This is a genomic window from Roseivirga misakiensis, assembly GCF_001747105.1.
GTDB classification, from domain to species: Bacteria; Bacteroidota; Bacteroidia; order Cytophagales; family Cyclobacteriaceae; genus Roseivirga; species Roseivirga misakiensis.
Genome location: NZ_MDGQ01000003.1, coordinates 756,272 through 773,094, shown reverse-complemented (window position 1 = coordinate 773,094; position 16,823 = coordinate 756,272). Strand labels below are relative to the sequence as shown.

Here is a 16,823-nt window from a genome sequence, read left to right as displayed (position 1 = left end):
TTTGTTCATATGTCTTTTTTAAGACGCATCCCCATTCTTAATACACTCTTCTTTAACGCTGATCAGAGATCAGCCAAAGCGAGAATCAATATAGTTGGGTTGTTTGGCCTTCAGGGTCTCAATTCTCTCATTTCCTTCATACAAGTTCCGCTTGTACTAAACTATCTGGACGATGAGCGCTATGGAATTTGGATTACCTTATCAGTGATTCTCGGATGGTTCTCACTGTTCAATGTTGGTTTGGGCAATGGCCTAAGAAACCGATTAACTGAAGCCATTGCCAGAAACGATATTCAAAAAGCACGGATTTATGTGAGCACAACATATGTCACTTTGGGGCTTATATTTGCTGGTGTATTCCTGCTTTTTCTTGGGGCTAATTTTTTTCTGGACTGGGCCTCGATTTTGAATGCCTCAAGCTTTTTGAGCGAAGAATTGGGCAAACTGGCACTGACAGTTTTTTTCTTTCTGTGCGCCAAGTTTGTAGTTGGCCTTATTGAATCCATAGCTTACGCCAAACAAGAACCAGCCTTGGCCCAAGGCTTGAGTGTTACAGGTAGACTGTTGGCACTTTTGGGGATTTATTTACTACTCAATTTTGCAGAAAGTCGCTTGCTTTATCTGGGGGCAATTCTAGCGGGAGTTCCCGTTTTTATAAGCCTGACACTTTCTATCATAATATTCCGGACAAGGTATAAGCAACTTAGGCCTACGTTCATGCTTGTTCGTTTTTCGGAACTTGGGTTCTTAATGAATCTGGGGATCAAATTTTTTGTTGTTCAGATTGCTGCAATTGTTTTCTATCAGACCAATAACTTCATACTCACCCGTCTTTTTGGGCCAACTGAAGTAACCCCGTACAGTGTTGCTTTCCAGTATTTCAGCATTGCCACCTTGGGCTTTGCTATTATACTCTCACCTTATTGGAGCGCCATTACTGAGGCCTTTGTTAAAAATGAACTGGGATGGATTAAGAAGACCATCTCCAAGCTTAAGCTTACCTGGCTTTTGCTACTTCTGCTGATTGCCGGACTCTTTGTGTTCTCTGATCGGCTTATCCCACTATGGGTAGGAAAAGAACTGTTTATAGAAAAAGGACTGATCATCTCATTGGCGGTCTATGTTTCGCTAAACACTTTCAATAATATTTTCAATGCGTTCTTAAATGGTGTCGGCAAATTGGTGGTGCAGATGTATCGACTGACAATTATGACCATCCTATACATACCCTTGACATTGTTTTTCTGCGATAGATTTGGAATCTCAGGTATTATGTACTCCATGGTTATTTTTGAAATTGTGGGTGTGGTTGTCTATCAGATCCAGTACCAAAAAATCATGAATAGTACCGCCAAAGGTATTTGGAACAGATGAGAAATGTTCTAATCCTTAGTTCGCCTAATCCAACCAGGTCTGCCGGAATTGTTGCGCTAGACATAAAAAAGGCACTTGAGTCTAAGAATGATTTCAAAGTTGAGGTTATTGTTAAAGATACATATGACTCTGAAACACCAGGGGTAAAATCTTTCTACTCAAAGCTTTACGGACTAAATAAGAGAGTACAGAATAAGATCAAGAGAGAATTGGGCGTGGCGAATTCAATCAAAACGGATCCAGATTATTACGTATTGACTCCAGATGCCTCTAAACTCTCGTTAAAGACGAAGAAGATTCTCAAGTTAGGCAGCTTTCAGCCAGATATTATTGTAGCGACTTTCATTTACAATTTCATCTCTTTCAGGCATTTGTATGAGCTTCAGCAGAAGACTGGTGCATTGGTTATCCTATACATGATGGACATGGCAGCAGTCACCGGAGGTTGTCATTTTGCCTGGAATTGTGATGGTTACCTGAAGGCTTGCGGTAAATGCCCAGCTTATTACTCAGATACCGGCAATGATCTGTCAAGGGTAAACTGGGAATTCAAGAAGAAATATATCGACCAGATGAACATAGCGCTGGTGGCTGGTTCTGATGGCCTTGATCAGCAGACTCATCAGAGCAGTCTTTTCAAAGCAGTACCCAAATCGAAACTTCTATTGCCAATCGATGATGATGTGTTTAGGAAGAAGGATCATGGAGTTGCCAGAAAAGCATTAGGGCTTCCTGAAGAGAAGAAGCTGATACTTTTTGGAGCAGTTTCTACCTGGGAAAAACGAAAAGGACTCAAGGAGCTTGTTGATTGTCTTCATAAGCTCAAGGCAATGTTGACAAAGGATTCTCCTGAAGTCGAACTTTTGGTGGCAGGTAAGTCGCAGGAGGACTTCCTTAATAGTCTTCCCTTTAAATGCCATGCATTAGGTTTTATGAATCATCAAGGTCTGTCTCAGGCTTACAATGCCGCTGACGTATTGGTGAGTCCATCTATTGAAGATTCCGGTCCTATGATGATCAATCAGTCATTGATGACAGGAACACCTGTAGTTTCTTTTAATATAGGAGTAGGTCCGGATCTTATTGAAAACGGATCCACTGGATATATGGCGGATCTGCCAAACACCGATCAGATGGCCGAGGGAATCTTCAGAATTTTGCATAAAAGCGAAGCTGAATATGCTCAAATGTCTGAAGCCTGTAACAAGATGGCCTCTGAAAAAACCAATATGAATATTTTCCTAAAGAATTTTAAGGAGCTACTTTCAGCTCTTGAGTGACACTGGCAACCGCTTAAGACCAAGAAAACTATTTGCGATAATGAGTATGGAATTGGTTAAATGTACCGAGCAGTACTGGGAGTTTGTAAGGATTCTTAGGCAGGATCAGCGTGTTAAAGAAGGTTTTCTAGATGATATTACCATTACACCTGATATGCAAAAGGCTTATATGGCTGATCATTCCAAATTTTACAGAATTCTGCTTTTCGAGGGCCAGCCGGCCGGATATGTTGGTGTGATTGATAATGATATCAGGGTATGCACACATCCTGATTTTCAGGGAAAAGGTTGTGGAAAATTTATGATAGATGAAATCATGAAGATATTTCCCAAAGCCTATGCCAGAGTGAAAATTAGCAACGAGGCCAGTATAAGACTCTTTAAATCTGTGGGCTTTACAGAAAAGCTTATCGTGCTTGAAAGAAATTGATCCCATTCCGGGATTGCGCTAAAGGTTAATATTCCTAATGGACCGTACAGTTCTTAACACAGACCTACTTCTTGGCTCAGCCATTACTGAAGAGAATCCTTTCATTAGTACTGAAGAGACCCTTCATTGGTTACGAAAGCGGAATGCAGCCACTAAGGTCAATGTAAATAAAATCCCTTTCAGGGAAATGAAAGATTGGCATTTAGACGAGAAACAAGGTGCGCTGAGGCATTCCAGCGGCAGGTTCTTTTCAATAAGCGGTATTAATGTCAAGACCAATTGGGGTAAAGTAGAGGAATGGGAACAACCCGTAATTGATCAGCCCGAAGTAGGGTACTTGGGCATCATAACCAAAGAGATCAATGGAATACTTTATTTTCTTTTACAAGCTAAGATAGAGCCCGGCAATGTAAATAATGTTCAACTCTCTCCTACGCTACAGGCCACGAGAAGTAATTATTCTCAAGTGCATAAGGGTAGAAAGCCATTATACCTTGAATATTTTCAGCAGGTCAAGCGAGATCAGGTTATCCTTGATCAGCTTCAATCGGAACAAGGTGCCAGATTTTACAAAAAGAGAAATAGGAATATGATCATCAAGGCAGATGAGGATATCCCTGTAGAGGAAGATTTTATCTGGCTTACTTTAGGGCAAATCAAACGACTGCTGTGTTATGATAACGTGGTGAACATGGATACCCGTACCGTGATTTCAGCCATTTCATTTAGTGGTCATTTAAAGCCCGTATCAGAAATGAGAGTAGCTGCGGCTGGACAGATCGACTATGCTATGCTGGAAAGCCAGATCAATGGAGATGTAGCTCTCTATAAGGTCGATGAAATTATTACATGGTTGACTCAACTCAAATGCAATTTTGACCTCAATGTAAGGCCAATTTCACTTTTTGATATTAAGGGCTGGATTATAGAAGAGGATGTCATCCGGCAAGAGAACAATCTTTATTTCAATGTAATAGCCGCTCAGGTAGAAATCTCAAACCGGGAGGTCAGGTCTTGGCACCAGCCTTTGGTGGGGCCTATAGAACCAGGCATCATTGCATTTATTCATAAGCGAATCAACGGAGTATCACACTTTTTGGTGCAGGCCAAACTGGAGTGTGGAAACTTTGATATACTGGAAATGGCACCGACCGTTCAGTGTATTACAGGCAGTTATGCCAATTCAAAAGATGTGCCCTTTCTGGATTATATTCTCAATGCAGATAGTAGTCAGATACGTTATGATACGCTACAATCTGAAGAGGGGGGTCGATTTTACAGGGAACAGAATCGCAACCTGATCATAGAGGCCGATGATAATATGTCAGAAGAAGTCCCGGACAATTATATCTGGATGACTCTTCACCAAATGAGTATCTTCTTAAAATTTAACAATTATCTCAATATTCAGGCGAGGAGCCTGATTTCAACAATTCAATTTCTAAAGTGAGATGAGAATTCCATTCAATAAAGTATACGCAGCTAACAAAGAAGAGCAGTACGTATTAGAGGCACTTCGATCCGGAGCGCATTGTGGTAACCACTCTTTCTGTAATAGGGTCATTGACCTCATAAAAAATAAATATCAAGACCTGGGAGAGATTTACCTCACTCCTTCTTGTACTGCGGCACTTGAAATGGGAGCCGTGCTGGCCGATATTAGTCCAGGAGATGAGGTAATTTTACCCTCCTACACTTTCAGCTCTACTGTAAATGCGGTAATTCTATTTGGTGCAAAACCAGTGTTTTGTGAGGTAGATCCTGAGACAATGAACATTGATCCCAATAGGATTGAGGAGCTGATCACTGAAAAAACAAAGATGATCTTGCCAATCGATTATGCAGGGCTTTCTTGTGAGATTGACAAAATTATGGACATAGCCAATCGACATAACTTGATTGTTATGCAGGATTGTGCCCAGTCTTTTGGCTCTACCTACAAAGGTAAATCTTGTGGAAGTCAGGCTCATTTGGCAGCCTATAGTTTTCATGAAACCAAGAATTATAATGCCGGAGAAGGTGGTGGGCTTGTGGTCAATGTGAAAGAATGGGAAGAGCGGGCCTATTTTCTTCAAGAAAAAGGAACTGACCGCAGGTTAGTGTTGAATGGAGTGAAGAATAAGTACAGCTGGGTGGACAAAGGATCAAGCTATCTCTTATCAGATATTTTGGCAGCCGTACTCCTCGCACAATTGGAAAGTGAGGACGAGATCAGGGCTAAGCGGAGCAAATTAACAGAAGCCTATTTCAAGCTCTTTGATCAATACGTAAAAAGAGGAAAGGTCAGAGTCTTTCAACCAACAGCTGACCATGAACTTAATCATCACGCCTTCTGGGCAGTTTTTGATTCTGTGGAGAATAAGAATCATTTCATGCTCACCCTCAAAGAGAAAGGTATTTCTGCCTACATTGGCTATTTGCCACTTCACTCTTCACCCATGGGTATGAAGCTGGGCTACAGACCTGAGGATCTCCCCTTAACCGAAGAACTTGGAGACTTGATTTTAAGAATGCCATTTTATACTGATCTGGCTGAAAGCGGACTAGAGCAGTGTATGGCAGAAATGGAGAAGGTATTAACAGAGATGTATCCAAATTAAGAGATATGGGTTCTAGAATAAACTTTGGGATAATTGGAGGTTCTAGTTTTGCACAACGCTCAATGATTCCCGCAATTCAGGGTTTGAAGAACCACTTCAATCTCATCGGAATTGCGAGTAGGAGTGGACAGAAGGCAGAAGAGCTGAGCGAGAAGTTCAATGTTCCAGGCTTTGCTTCTTATGAGACCCTCTTGGAAACAGAAGGTCTCCAGGCCGTATATATTCCCCTTCCCAACTCACTGCATTTTGAATGGATTGAAAAGTGTCTGTTGAAAGGGTTACATGTTTTGGTTGAAAAATCACTTGCATGTTCGCCACAGGAAGTTGAAAGCTTAATAACCATCGCTGGTGAAAGGGGCTTGGCCCTAATGGAAAATTTCCAATTCAGGTTTCACAGTCAACTGGCCTATATCAAGAGTCTGGTGGCAGATGGCACCATTGGAGAGCTAAGATGTTTAAGAAGTTCTTTTGGTTTTCCACCCTTTAAAGATAAAGACAATATCAGATACAATGCCAGCCTTGGTGGAGGTGCATTGTTAGATGCAGGAGCCTACCCAATCAGAATTACTCAAGAGTTTTTGGGAACAGACTTGTTAGTAGAGGCTTCAAATATGAGTTTCGATGACGAACTCAAGGTAGATATCTGGGGAGGTGGCTATCTGAAACAGCGTTCGGGATCCCTATTCTCTGAAATAGCTTTTGGTTTTGATAATTACTACCAATGTAACATTGAGTTATGGGGAAGCAAAGGAAAGGTTTCTACGAATAGAATATTTACAGCCCCTATCGATTTTAAGCCGACAATCGTGCTTGAAACCAGTGATGGAACCAAAAGCATTATTTGGGAATCAGATAATGCCTATCAAAACATGTTGCAGTATTTTTACACGCTTGTAGCCGAAGAAGAGAAGAGGGAACGGGAAAATCTATCTAATAAAGTGCAGGCAAACCTAATTCAACAGCTTAGAGAAAAGGCTACATTAACAACTTAACGTAAGATATTGAGAGATTTTGTAAAAAAGTGGTCCAGAAAGTTAGGGTTTGAGATAGTACGCTATCCAAACGATCATTTATTAAGAAGGGTAAAGCTCTATAATCATTTCATGGTGGATTGCCTTATTGATATAGGTGCAAATCAAGGCCAGTTTGCTTCTTTGTCCCGTAAATTGGGTTTTAATGGACGTATTATTTCATTTGAACCAACCTCTTTTGCTTATCAGAGATTGAAAGCCAATAGTCAAAATGATCCCTCATGGGAATGTCTTAACCTGGGCGTTGGGGATAAAAATGAGAAGGCCTTCATCAATGTTTCGCAGAACTCAGTGAGTAGCTCCCTTCTTGATTTAGAAGACAGCCACAAAGAAGCAGCTCCTGCATCGACCTTTGAGTCAAGAGAGGAGATCGAGGTAAAGACTATTGACAGCCTTTTTCCTGAACTTGGACTGCAACAGCATAGGTCAATCATGTTGAAGCTTGATGTTCAGGGATTTGAAATGATGGTGCTAAAAGGTGCTGAGAACTCCTTGAAAGACATTGTGGGAATACAGCTTGAAATGTCATTGACAGAACTATACAAGGGTGAAAGCCTTTTTGATGATATGAATGCCTATATTGTTTCCAAAGGCTTTGACCTTTACTCTCTTGAACCAGGCTTTTATGACCCGGAGAGTGGAAGACTACTTCAGGTAGATGGTGTTTATTTCAAGAATCGGTGAGTATTCTAAAACCGATAATCTCGATTGAGTGAAGCTACGCGATGTCATATCGTCCATTTTGATCTTAGGCCTATTGGCCGTTACGGGATTTCCATTTTTCTATAGGTCATTAGAGTGGGTTATAGCTCTTTTTGCCATTTCTCTATTCTTCTTCATCTTGTTTAACGGAAAGGTCTATTGGAGTTTCCTCATCTTCTGTGTTTTAATGCTAGTGGTGGAGTTCCTTCAGGTTTTCCTGCATGGCGGAGGTGGAATTACCCTATTGGCAGGTACTCAACTGAGACTCTTTACAGCCTACTTTTGCATTTTCATTATTGGCGATCGTTTTGTCAAACAGTACGTCCGTTTGATGGCTTTTTTCACTTATGTGAGCTTCTTCTTTCTGATACTTTGGTTTTTTCCAGGAATACTAGAGGCAATCAGAGATGTAGCCTCAACTTACCTGCTTGATCCTTTCGATCCGGGGACTGGTTTTTATGCTGAAATCCCTTCTGTTTTCGTATTTGCCTTAGAAAAAACATTGTTCACTGATTTTCGGAACCCAGGACCATTTTGGGAACCTGGTGCCTTCTCGTTCTTTCTGAATATTGCCATTGCCCTTAATACACTTTGGAAAGGGAAATTTTTCTCAAGGCTCAATTGGGTCTTTATGATAGCCATCGTTACTACTCAGTCGACTGCAGGTCTGATAGCACTCTTTGTGCTCATACTTATTTATTACACCAGGAGCTTTCAACTATCCAATGCTTTTTTCCTGATACTCTTTGCCATAGCTGGTTTTTATGCGTATATGAACGTCAGTTTCATCGGTGAAAAGCTGGTAGAAGATATTGTTTTAGCTGAGGAAACCACTACCTCAAGATTTGGAAGTGCTTTGGCAGACATCAACGACTTTTCGAATAGTCCATGGATAGGATGGGGTAGAGGGGAGAGCCGATATGGCGGTGAACTCGTCTTGTCTTTTACAAAAGAGAATCATAGGAATAATGGGATTACGGGTTTTTTGGCCACTTATGGGATTCCTATGTTTCTGATTTACTTTTTTTATCTATTCAAGTCTATGCGCAAGGTCTGCGATTACTTTAAGGTGAAATCAAGGCATCTGGTATGGTTACCCTTTCTGGGGATTTTTGTCATGGGTTTTAGTCAGGGTGTGTTTACACGTCCGTTTTTCTATGCCTTGATTTTTATTTTCCCGATTCTACAATTGAATCAATTGTCTAAGGACGACAAAGAAGTTTCCTCAATTCCTAATTTATAATTCAGTTTGTCTGATATGATGAAAATCGCTGTTGTAATTCCTTCTTTTAACAGATGTGAATTGTTGCAACGACTGCTCTACCAGATTTATGAACAGTTGCCAGAAAAAGACTTTATAGTAGTGGTAAATGATGGAAGTAGTGATGGAACCTCATCCATGTTGGCCGAAACATTCCCACAAGCCATTGAAGTAATCGGGGACGGCAATTGGTGGTATACCAGATCTATTAACGAAGGAATAAAAAGAGCACTTGAAGAGGGCCCCAGTCATATACTAATGCTTAATGACGATATAGAGCTGGATGCACAATACTTTGAAAAGATGATTGATGGAGCTCAGAAACAGGACAAAGATACCATTATCGGCTCTTTGTCGGTTACCTATGAAGAGCCACATTTGTTGACTTTCTCAGGTGTCAAGGACTTTCAATGGTGGAGATACAGGTCGGTTGACTACCACCCTATTTTTCAACCAATTGACCTTGTAGACTTCAAAGGCCTGGTACCAAGTGTGATATTACCTGGAAGGGGTATGTTGATCCCGGTTTCAATTTTAGAGGAGATAGGGTTATTGAATGAGGATTATATTCAATATGGTTCTGATGACGAAATTTGTCTTAGGGCTCGTAAAAAAGGACATCCAGTCATGGTCAACTGGGAGGCGGTAGTCTACAGTCATCATCGTCTCACAGGATCAGGTTCTTCTTTTGTAAAAGAATCTCTTGGGAGTCATTTACGAAGTTATCTTAGCCCATACTCCCGTAATTATTGGCGTAAGTATGTTAAAAACATATTCACCTATGGAAACAAGCTGCTCTTTCCTTTAACGATGGCTATTGTGGTTTTAGGTAACCTGAAATCTTTTCTCAACTTTAGACTTAAAGACCATGAGTAATCTGGTTTTGGTTACGAATTCTAGCCCCAGACATATTTATTGGGCTAAAGCCTTGGCCTCAACTTTTTCTGGTGTCAGCATATGTATTGTCCGCCCTGAGAGGGTATCAAACAAGAAGAGGTTAAAGGATGGAATTAAGAAATTTGGATACTTATGGTTGATGCTCAAACTGATGAGCTCTTTTTATCATAAGTTTACCCGACATGGTTTTGCGAAGAGGCTGGCATATGTAGAGTCAGAGTCTTTCAAGAACCAATCGCTAGATACATTGCCCGATACCAGTGAAGTGTTTCATTCAACAGATGTTAATTCAGATGTGACCATTTCCTGGATTAATAATCGGAAACCCAAAGTAGTGTGTTTTCTAGGGGGAGATATCGCGAGAAAGAAATTCTTTGACAACGTTACGGCATTAGTGCTTAACTATCACAGTGGTTTGTCTCCACTTTTCAATGGTTCAAGTATTGCATTTCATTGTGTGGCGAAAGGCAGACCAAATCTATCTGGCGGAACACTTATGGTGATGAATGAGAGGATCGATGGGGGAAATATTTTGGCATATTACCTCCCTGAAATCTCGGAATCGGATAATGCAAGTACGCTTTTTTTGAAAGGTATACAGGGGAGTGTGGAGCTTTATATCGACTTTTTAAATTACTACTTGAAAAATTCCGAATATCATTCGCTTAAGCAAGAAAGAAGTTTAAACTATTTTGGATCCAATGATTGGACAATTTGGGAAGATATTCGACTAAAATGGTTTGAGGGTTCAAATAGAATGAGGATATATAAAAGACCAAAGAACATAATCAATGTATACGACAGGGCAATGAAACCAGATTTAAAAACTGTTTATGGCGAGCTTTTGTCCAATACTTTGTCGAGAATTTAGATTATGAGGATCATATATTTACACTTAGTAAGTGATTCTACTAGGCAGCATTTTCCTTCCGATAAAACATTAGACATTAAGGCTTTCAGGAAGACTCTAAAATTCTTAATGAAGGGGAATCAGTTTATTTCTATATCAGAAGCTCTAGAATGCCATAAATCGGGTACATCAACCAAAGGCAAAATAGTCTTAACTACAGATGATGGCTTTGTAGAGAATTATACTGTAATTGCGCCAATTGCAGAGGAGTTTGGAATCAAACCAACCCTGTTTTTAATTGAAGACTGTATAGATAATAAAAAGTTAATGTGGAGACATGGATTGTTTGTTTTGACGCAACATTTTGACAAACAGGTACTCAAGAACAAGGCTGAAAGTGTCCTACCTCATTTGAATAAATTCAATGATGCTGATGACTTGATGTCTTGGAGTCTTCGTGAATGGCAAATGAAGGAAAAAGATCTGAATATGGCCATTCTTTGGAATTCATTAATGCCGTGTAGTTTAGATGAATATCTTAGCGAAAACAAGCCATATTTGTCTACCAAGCAAGTGAATAAGTTAATTAATAAAGGATTTGATGTTGGGTGTCATACTCGAAGCCACCCTAGTTGTTCTAAACTAAACGAGGAAGAGATAGTCACAGAAATTCAAAAATCAGCTGTTTCATTGAAGGAAAAGTTCTCACTTAGTAATTCGTACTTTTCATTTCCGTTTCAAAGGGCCGAAAACGTCATGGATATTGTTTCAGATTTTTCGCCTAAAGTAGATGTAGCATTGGGAACCAAAGAATTACTCAACGCCTCAAAGCTAAATCCACTATTTTGGGAAAGAACAAGTATAGAATTTCGATATCCAAAATCTGTTCTGAATTTCTATTTGAATCCGCTTTTCTTGAGCGTTAAAAATTTATGAAATATTCGATTGTTTCTCCTGTTAAAAATGAGGAGTTATACGTAGAAAAGACAATTCTCTCAGTAGTTGCACAGACTCTTACTCCTACAGAATGGTTAATCGTTGATGATGGTTCAACCGATGATACCCTTGTAATTCTAAGGAAATATGAGGAAAAGTATGATTGGATAAGAGTTATCAGCAACCCTTCTCATGATGAGCAAAGGGCAGGTGGATCAAAAGTAATGAGGGCCTTTTACATTGGTTATGAGGCCCTGGCTAGCAGAGAAATTGATTTTATCGTAAAACTAGATGGTGATTTAGAATTACCTAAGGAGTATTTTCAGACTGTTGCAAACACATTCGATCAAAACCCTAAGGTTGGAATTTGTGGAGGTTACATTAAAAACAAAATTGGAGACAAACTCATTCAAGAGGGCGAGCTAGACTACCATGTTCGGGGTGCTTTTAAATCTGTTAGAATGAAATGTTTTCAGGAGATTGGCGGGTTTAAGGTAATTTGGAATTGGGATGGATTAGATTCTATGCAAGCAATGATGAATGGTTGGGAAACCAAAGTTTTTGATTTACCCGTGATCCACTATAGACCTACCAGTTCGGCATATAATCCTGTGAAATTTCATTTCAAAGATGGAAGGTATGCATACAGATTAAGAACTAGTTTTTTTTTAGCTTTCTTGCGCTTTATAGGAAGGTTAAAAAAAAGACCAATATTAGTACCTTCAATATTCTATATCCTCGGATATCATTATGCCTTATTGTCCAATGACAAGTATATTATTGATAAGGAACTAGGAGCATTTACAAATAAATTTCATACCAAACGGATATTGGATATCCTTTTTAGAAGATAATAAGTATGAGAGTCCTTTTTTACTTCGTTCACCCAGCGAAATTTCACCTTTTCAAAGCCACGGTTAACCATTTGAAGGCCGAAGGTCATCAGGTGGATATTCTGATCACAGGGAGAGATATACTGGAAGAACTTGTACAGAAAGAAGGTTGGGAGTACACTAAGATTTTTCCTAATGGAAGAAAAATGAAAGGCGTGCACATTTGGATCAGTGCCGGTGTGTATATGCTATTGACCATTTGGAAGCTTTTCTGGTTTACCTGGGGTAAGAAGTATAACCTCTTCGTAAGTGATGACCTTGTTACCTTTGTGGGGAGAATGAAAGGAATACCCTCATTTTTTGTTACAGATGATGATTTAAAGGGTGTTCCTGAGTCTGTTATTCTGGTAGCTTCAGCTAAATATGTATTCGCTCCGAATGTGTGCGATATGGGCAAGTACAACAGCAAGAAATTGGGTTATGACGGCTACAAATCTCTGGCCCATCTACACCCCAACCGATTTACTCCTGATTACACTAAAGTTCCTGATGAACTTAAGTCTACAGGAGAAGATTACTTTTTCATCAGAACTGTTTCGGCCACATCAACCCACGATGTGGGTAAAAGGGGGATCGGTGACGATTTGCTGAGAAAGATTGTGAAGGTTTTAGAACCACATGGTAGAGTGGTGTTGAATTCAGAGCGGGAAGTAGCACCTGATATGAAGAAGTATTTGCTCGATTTTGACAAAATGGATGTCGCACACATTTTTGCGTATGCCAAGGTTTTTATTTCAGACAGTACTACCATGTGTGCAGAGGCGGCAGTGCTCGGAGTACCAGCCTTAGAGTGTGATGATTGGTTCAATGATTTTAAACAATATGAGGAACTCTCAGGCAGATATAAACTCCTTCAGGGCTTTAGTCCGGATGACTTTGATGGTATCAAAGCAAAACTCGATGAGTTATTGAGTATGGAAGATCTTTCTTCAGAGTTTCAAAAGCGAAGAGAGCATCTTTTGAGTGAGAAAGATGATGTTTCAGCCTTTATTATCTGGCTTATAGAAAACTACCCGAATTGCATAAAAGAGTATTTTGATGACTCAGTTAAGGTATTAAAGCAGTTTAAGCAATGACCGACAAAACTTCGAGGATTTTACTGCTGGTTTATGTACTGGTGCAACTATTGATCTTTTATGCACTGTGGCCGACTCTTTCAGAATGGGAAAGCCATTGGTCTGATATTCTCATTTTTGAAGCCCTCTTTCTTCTCTCGACATGGCTGACTCAACCTTATAGAAAAGTAGCAGAACCTGATGCTATCTTGGATATTGGAGTGATTATCAGACATGCCGTGATCTGGGGAGGTCTTTTTATGTTAATAGAATTCTGGTTTTTGGCAAATAAGGTATATTTTCCTTACCTCGAAATCATAGGCCTTCTGAGTGGAAGCACAACTGTACTACTCATTGCAGTAAAACTGGTGAAGAAAACAGAACTCAAAGAAGCCATTAAGCCAGTAAAAAGGGCAAGGGTCAAATTGGAGTTTCAACTGACTCAGCAGATCAACCTGACAGATGTCGTGAAAGACCTGTCTATAGGAAAAAAAGATATAAAAAAGTCCCTTTCGGGTCGGGTAGTCAAGTTACCTGAAAATGGGTCAGAGGTGAAGGTGCTCCCTAAACCTGTGAAACATTATCTGAATATAAATGCCAAGCTTAAAGAACTGCATGAGCGGCTACCAGCTGGAGGCGTGGCCTTAATCAGCTATACCCCTGAAGATATCAGGGAGCAGAAGATTCTATCCATCAAACCTGGACTGCTATCAAAGTTACTATACATATTCTATCTGTTTTGGTTTCGGGCGCTGCCGAAAGTACCCTATTTGAGTCAGGTGTTGTTGTATGCTTCGGCAGGTCGCTGGAGAGCCATCTCAAGGACTGAAACTTGGGGCAGAATACTCTATACTGGTTTTGACATGGAGGAAGAACTAGACCTTGGCGATGGTAGATTCCTGATAGTAGCCAGAAAGCAGTTTGAGCCTATGACGGGAGTGAAACCATCTTTCTATCCCATTATACAGCTCAACCGGGTGGGTTTTCATGGCAAAACCATTAAGATTTTCAAGTTCAGGTCTATGTATCCTTATAGTGAGTTTCTACAGGAAAAGGTTTACGAAATGAATTCTCTGGATAACTCGGGAAAGTTTAAAGATGATTTCAGAATCACCCAGTATGGCAAGTATATCCGTAAATTCTGGTTAGACGAACTTCCCCAGATGGTGAACTGGCTTCGGGGTGATATTAAGATTGTGGGCATCAGAGCAATGAGTTTTCATTATTTCAGCTTGTACCCACAATGGTATAAGGATATTTACTACACGGTAAAACCAGGTTTTGTTTCTCCAATATTTGATGAAAATACAGCGAGCTTTGATGAGATTGTGAACATTGAAGGCGACTACTTAAAAAAATATAGAAAGAACGGTTTAAAGGCTGACGTGACCTTTTTCTTTGAGACCTTTTTTCAGATTATTGGAGGGGTCAGAAGCAAATAACATAACGCTAAACTCTTGATAAAATAAATAAGTCATGTGTGGAATTTTTGGGGTAATTGTAAGTGAAAAGGCTACCTACAGCAGTGATTTCCTAATTAAATCAGTGAAATCGCTGGCTAAGCTTTCGCAAAGAAGAGGTAAAGACTCTTCGGGTCTTTGCGCTTTCAATCAGCAAAATCACAAAATAGATGTACTGAAAGGGCCGGTGAGGATCAATGAGCTCCTGAAAAGACCGGAGGCCTCTCAACTGATTCAAAATGCCCTCGGCTCTAAGACGAGTGCTTGTAAATATGTTTATGGGCATTCCCGACTTGTGACCAACGGTACACAGCTGAATGACAATAACAATCAACCAGTGGCAAAAGATGGTGTTGTTGGGGTTCACAACGGTATTGTTACTAATGTGGACCAGCTATGGGAGAAGCATACTGATCTCACCAGAGAAAACGAGATCGATACGGAGGTAATGCTGGCATTGGTCAGAAAGTTTGCTGCGGAAGGTTCATTAGAAGAAGGTATTGTAAAGGCGGTGGGAGATGAAGTGTTTGGTACTGTAGCCACTGCTTTGGTCTTCGAAGATTACGATCGTTTCGTTTTGGCAACAAACAATGGATCACTTTATGTCATTACAAATAACAAGGACATCGTCTTTTTCGCTTCAGAAATTTACATTCTTAATGAATTTGAGAAAAAAGCTGATCTGTCGGTAATCTCTACACTCGAGAAAAAGCAAATACCAGCCAATACAGGAATGAGTGTGGCATTGGATACGTTTGGTATTACAGAATTTGATTTTGCATCCACTCCAAAGGAAAAAACGCCAAAGACTCAGGAAAAACGGGAGATTAATATTGCCACGGTTGCTTCCAATAAGGAGCAAATATCAACAGTGATGGACCTGAACCTGATTCACCTCAACCCTGAGGCTGAGGCACAAAAGGGGCTACTTATTTATCCGAGTGATAAGATAAAAGGGCTTAAGCGGTGTACTAAGTGCCTGTTGCCTGAAACATTTCCATACATCCTTTACGATCATGACGGAGTTTGTAATTATTGCAATAATTACGAAAATAAGAACCAACCGAGGCCCCTATCCGAGCTGATGACTTTGGTAGAGCCTTACAGAAGAACTGATGGTAAATCTGACGTTCTTTTACCATTCAGTGGAGGTAGAGATAGTACTTACGTACTGCATGTGGTCAAAGAAGAATTGGGGCTAAACCCTATCACTTATACCTATGACTGGGGAATGGTGACAGACCTTGCCCGCAGAAACGTAGCCAGAATATGCGGTAAGCTGGGTGTGGAGAATATCATTGTTGCTGCAGACATGCACTGGAAGCGAGAGAATATCAGAAAGAATATTGTGGCCTGGTTGAAAAAGCCGGCTCTTGGTATGATTCCACTGTTTATGGCTGGCGATAAGTTCTTCTTTTACTATGCTCATAAGATCAAGAAGCAACTGGGTATAGATCTTGAGATCTGGGGAGTTAATCATCTGGAGAATACCAATTTTAAGACGGGTTTTGCTGGACTCAGGCCTGAGTTTGACAAAAAGAGAATTTACTCGATTTCAATACAGAATCAGATGAAGCTATTTGGTTTTGTAGGAGCCAATATGTTAAAGAGCCCAGGATATTTCAATCAGTCCATACTTGATTCATTAGGTTCTTTTGCCTCGAGGTATATTACACCTAAGGCAGACTACTATCACTTGTTTGATTACGCTCAGTGGGATGAAAAGCACATCGAGGATACCATTATTAACAACTATGATTGGGAGAAGGCTGTAGATACTGATTCTACCTGGAGAATTGGAGACGGAACCGCTAGTTTTTACAATTATATCTACACACTAGTAGCCGGATTTAGTGAGAATGATACTTTCAGAAGTAATCAAATTAGAGAAGGTATGATTACCAGAGAAGAGGCCCTCGAAAAGATTTATGAAGAAAACAGGCCACGATATAATTCGATAAAGTGGTACCTGGATATAGTAGGTCTGGACTACGAATCTACGATCAAGACGATTAATCAAATCCCTAGGATGTTTTGACAGATTATCTGAGCTT

15 protein-coding genes are annotated in these 16,823 nt (G+C 40.1%); all 15 read left to right on the top strand.

The features are described from left to right. The first annotated feature begins 9 nt into the window (after positions 1–9). Genes BFP71_RS03730 through BFP71_RS03660 form a run of 15 tightly spaced genes read left to right on the top strand, consistent with a single transcriptional unit; the run spans position 10 to position 16,807 of the window. Positions 10–1,374 (top strand): lipopolysaccharide biosynthesis protein, encoded by a 1,365-nt coding sequence (locus tag BFP71_RS03730; protein WP_088124861.1) that lies wholly within the window; start codon positions 10–12, stop codon positions 1,372–1,374. After that, entirely contained in the window at positions 1,371–2,654 is a 1,284-nt protein-coding gene (locus BFP71_RS03725; RefSeq protein ID WP_069834092.1) for a glycosyltransferase, read from the top strand. Before BFP71_RS03730 ends, BFP71_RS03725 begins: the two co-directional genes overlap by 4 nt. A gap of 46 nt (positions 2,655–2,700) precedes the next feature. Then, positions 2,701–3,084, top strand: coding sequence for a GNAT family N-acetyltransferase (locus BFP71_RS03720; protein WP_069834091.1), 384 nt, complete (start codon positions 2,701–2,703; stop codon positions 3,082–3,084). 37 nt (positions 3,085–3,121) lie between these two features. Next, positions 3,122–4,534, top strand: coding sequence for an NDP-hexose 2,3-dehydratase family protein (locus tag BFP71_RS03715; RefSeq protein WP_069834090.1), 1,413 nt, complete (start codon positions 3,122–3,124; stop codon positions 4,532–4,534). 1 nt (position 4,535) lies between these two features. Continuing rightward, a complete protein-coding gene (gene rffA, locus BFP71_RS03710; protein ID WP_069834089.1) occupies positions 4,536–5,684 on the top strand; it encodes a dTDP-4-amino-4,6-dideoxygalactose transaminase in 1,149 nt (382 codons plus the stop codon). 5 nt (positions 5,685–5,689) lie between these two features. Continuing rightward, entirely contained in the window at positions 5,690–6,676 is a 987-nt protein-coding gene (locus BFP71_RS03705; protein ID WP_069834560.1) for a Gfo/Idh/MocA family protein, read from the top strand. 9 nt (positions 6,677–6,685) lie between these two features. Then, positions 6,686–7,399: an FkbM family methyltransferase gene (locus tag BFP71_RS03700; RefSeq protein ID WP_141719665.1), complete on the top strand. Its 714-nt coding sequence runs from the start codon at positions 6,686–6,688 to the stop codon at positions 7,397–7,399. Positions 7,400–7,427: 28 nt separating this feature from the next. Next, a complete protein-coding gene (locus BFP71_RS03695; RefSeq protein WP_141719664.1) occupies positions 7,428–8,660 on the top strand; it encodes a hypothetical protein in 1,233 nt (410 codons plus the stop codon). Positions 8,661–8,675: 15 nt separating this feature from the next. Further along, positions 8,676–9,554, top strand: a complete 879-nt coding sequence (locus BFP71_RS03690) for a glycosyltransferase family 2 protein (protein ID WP_069834086.1) — start codon at positions 8,676–8,678, stop codon at positions 9,552–9,554. Further along, positions 9,547–10,446, top strand: a complete 900-nt coding sequence (locus BFP71_RS03685) for a formyltransferase family protein (protein WP_069834085.1) — start codon at positions 9,547–9,549, stop codon at positions 10,444–10,446. Before BFP71_RS03690 ends, BFP71_RS03685 begins: the two co-directional genes overlap by 8 nt. Positions 10,447–10,449: 3 nt before the next feature. Continuing rightward, positions 10,450–11,361, top strand: a complete 912-nt coding sequence (locus BFP71_RS03680; RefSeq protein WP_069834084.1) for a polysaccharide deacetylase family protein — start codon at positions 10,450–10,452, stop codon at positions 11,359–11,361. Next, positions 11,358–12,215, top strand: a complete 858-nt coding sequence (locus tag BFP71_RS03675; RefSeq protein WP_069834083.1) for a glycosyltransferase family 2 protein — start codon at positions 11,358–11,360, stop codon at positions 12,213–12,215. The genes BFP71_RS03680 and BFP71_RS03675 overlap by 4 nt, the downstream gene beginning before the upstream one ends. A 5-nt stretch (positions 12,216–12,220) precedes the next feature. Next, positions 12,221–13,330 (top strand): hypothetical protein, encoded by a 1,110-nt coding sequence (locus tag BFP71_RS03670; protein WP_069834082.1) that lies wholly within the window; start codon positions 12,221–12,223, stop codon positions 13,328–13,330. Next, positions 13,327–14,751, top strand: coding sequence for a sugar transferase (locus BFP71_RS03665; protein WP_069834081.1), 1,425 nt, complete (start codon positions 13,327–13,329; stop codon positions 14,749–14,751). Before BFP71_RS03670 ends, BFP71_RS03665 begins: the two co-directional genes overlap by 4 nt. Positions 14,752–14,785: 34 nt before the next feature. Beyond that, positions 14,786–16,807 carry a hypothetical protein gene (locus tag BFP71_RS03660; protein WP_069834080.1) on the top strand — a complete coding sequence of 674 codons (2,022 nt, stop codon included), beginning with the start codon at positions 14,786–14,788 and terminating at the stop codon, positions 16,805–16,807. Positions 16,808–16,823 lie beyond the last annotated feature (16 nt).